Genomic DNA, 2,913 nt, shown 5'->3' with positions numbered 1-2,913 from the left:
GGAACAGGGACGGGTCAAACCCGCCGTTGCCCATCGGGATCGGCTCGCTCCACGGCCCCTCAATGGACGGCGCGGTGACGAGGAAGTTGCGGCCATTTTTCCACGGCGAGTCGACAATCTTCACGTCGGTGTAGAGCAGCCAGAATTTGCCGTCGGCGTAGCTCAGGCACGGCGCCCAGATGCCGCCGGAGTCCGGGTTGCCCTTCATGTCCAGCATCGACACACGGTCCAGCGGCGTGCTGACCAGCGACCAGTTTTTCAGGTCGCGGGAGTGGTAGATGCGCACGCCCGGGAACCACTCGAAGGTCGAAGTGGCGATGTAGTAGTCCTCGCCCTGACGGCACAGGGACGGGTCCGGGTTGAAGCCGGTCAGAATAGGGTTAGTGATTTGCATAGTGCCTCCGGTTAATGGGATGCGGCTGTCGCGGCGTCGGGAACGGCCTCGCCCTGCGCCGCGCGGTGCTTGCTCAACTGCTGGCTGATGGCCTCCACGCGGGCGTCGGTGAGCTTGTAGAACGACAGCATGATGAACATGCCCGCGTAGAGCACCACCGGCACCACGCAGAACAGAATTTTGATAGTGGTCAGCACCTCCACCGGCTGCACGCTGCTGCTGGCGGAGTAGTTGACGTACGCCAGGATCCAGCCCACCACCGCCCCGCCAATCGCCAGGCCAATCTTCAGGCTGAACAGGTAGGTGGAGAACACCAGCCCGTCGAGGCGGCGCCCGCTGCGGCTCTCCTCGTAATCCACCACGTCAGAGGCCATCAGCCACTGCAGCGGCGTAGTGGTGTTAAAGACGAACAGGAACAGGATGTTGAGGGCGAAAATCAGCGCGATGTGCTCAGCCGGGGTGACGAAAATCAGCAGGCTGATGAGCGAGTAGGCGACGATGATCCACTTGAAGGCGGTGACGCGGTCGAAGCGCCCCAGCAGTCGGGAGGAGCAGAGCGAGCCAAACATGGTGGCGAGGCTGCCGTAGAGTAAGAACTGGGTCGCCATCTCCGGGTGATCCATCACGTATTTCACGAAGTAGAGCGTCGCCCCGCCGCGCACCACGTTGGAACAGGTCGCCATCATCTTGAACGCGCACATGATCCGCCACTGGCCGTTGCCGAGCAGCAGCTTGAGATCTTTCGCCACCGACGAGCCCGGCTGCACCTCAAAGGTGTAGCGCTCTTTGGTGGTGAAGAAGCAGACGTAGAGCAGCACCACGCCGCTCAGGCCCAGCACGCACATGGCGCCGAAATAGCCCACCTGCTCGTTCCCCTTGCCGATGATGCTCACCAGCGGCAGGGCAATGCCGCTGATGGCGAGCGACCCCGCCGCTGCCAGGAAGAAGCGCCAGGACTGCAGGGCGTGACGCTCTTTCGGGTCGGCGGTGATGACGCCGGGCATGGCGCAGTAGGGCACGTTAACGAAGGTGTAGACCAGGGTAAGGAGAATGTAGGTCACGCAGGCGTAGATGATTTTGCCCTGCGCGGAAAAGTCCGGCGTGTAGAAGGTCAGCACGCAGACGATGCCAAACGGGATGGCGCCCCACAGCAGGAACGGGCGGAACTGGCCGTGCCGCGTGCGGGTGCGGTCGACCAGCAGCCCCATCAGCGGGTCGGTCACGGCGTCGAGCACGCGGGAGATCAAAAACAGCGTCCCCATAATGCCCGCCGACAGGCCGAAGACGTCGGTGTAGAAGTAGGCCAGCAGGAACATCGTGGCCTGCCAGACGAAGCCGCAGGCGGTGTCACCCAGCCCGTAGCCAATTTTGTCTTTCATGGTTAATTGCGTCATCAGAATTACACCCTTATGTAGTGTGCTGAATTACAACATCGTGTTAATGGAGTGTAATGAGCTGTTCAATTAACCAGCAATGGTCATATCTTATTTCTGAATTACGTTATTTTGCTTTTGTGACGCCAACGATATATCACAACTTATTGTTTAAATTAATAAATTGCAGACACACGAAAACCGTCCGCGGAATATTTCCCGCAGACGGTTTTAACGCAGAAAATAATTAAATACCGAGCGCTTTTTTACCGGCGTTAATTACCTCGATAATTTTATCGGTGTCATAAATACAGCCTTTCCAGGTGCCTCCGCTGACCGACTGTAATGCCGCCCACAGGCGGGTATCATCCGGCAAAAAGTCGTGGGCGTGCAGGTCCGGGTGCGTCTGCCGCATTGCCAGCTCGCTCGCGCCCTCCTCCGGCGTCAGCGGGTTGTCCACCGTGCCGATAAAGTTCACGCTGCCCGTTAATGTCAGTCGGTCGACGGCTATCTCGATAATGTCATTATCGCGCAGCTTGCCAATCGGCCCGCCCGCCAGCGCCTCCGGCGACACGTGGCCGAAGCAGGCGCCCGTCGACACGCCCGAGAAGCGCGCATCGGTGATTAACGATACCGTCTTGCCCCACGAGATATGCTTCAGCGCGGAGGTAAGCTGGTAGGTCTCTTCCATGCCGGTGCCGGACGGCCCGCCGCCGATCACCACCATGATATCGCCCTGCTTTATCTCTTCCCGCTTGATGGCCTTGATCGCCTGCGCTTCCGAGACAAACACCCGCGCCCGGCCGGTGTGGCGGTAAACGCCATCTTCACCGACGACCGACGGGTCGATCGCCGTGGCCTTGATCACCGAACCTTCCGGCGCGATGTTGCCCGTCGGGAAGCAAACCGTTGAGGTCAGCCCTTTCGCTTTTGCCTTCTCCGGCGGCAGGATCACGTCATCCGGATCCACGCCATCCTGCTCGCGCAAGCACTGGCGGAAGCGCGCCCGGCGTTCGGACGCCTGCCACCAGTCGAGGTTTTCGCCAACCGTCTGGCCGGTGACGGTCATGGCATCGAGGTGCAGCAGACCGAGATCGCGCAGGTGGAGCATCACCTCCGGCACGCCGCCCGCGAGGAAGGCGCGCA

General features: G+C 60.6%; 2 protein-coding genes and 1 pseudogene. All 3 read right to left on the bottom strand.

The window, feature by feature from the left end; genetic code table 11:
• On the bottom strand, positions 1-394 hold a 394-nt coding region (locus DOU50_RS00590), incomplete at its 3' end, for a family 43 glycosylhydrolase (RefSeq protein ID WP_148768500.1).
• Positions 395-405: 11 nt separating this feature from the next.
• Positions 406-1,788: an MFS transporter gene (locus tag DOU50_RS00585; RefSeq protein WP_148768499.1), complete on the bottom strand. Its 1,383-nt coding sequence runs from the start codon at positions 1,786-1,788 to the stop codon at positions 406-408.
• Positions 1,789-2,014: 226 nt separating this feature from the next.
• Positions 2,015-2,913: pseudogene (gene yagF / locus DOU50_RS00580) on the bottom strand (xylonate dehydratase YagF); the annotation flags it as partial.

This window comes from Enterobacter sp. C6 (assembly GCF_008122455.1).
In the GTDB taxonomy this organism is placed as follows: domain Bacteria; phylum Pseudomonadota; class Gammaproteobacteria; order Enterobacterales; family Enterobacteriaceae; genus Enterobacter; species Enterobacter pseudoroggenkampii.
The sequence above is the reverse complement of the archived record's forward strand: the minus strand, read 5'-3'. Positions and strand labels throughout refer to the sequence as shown.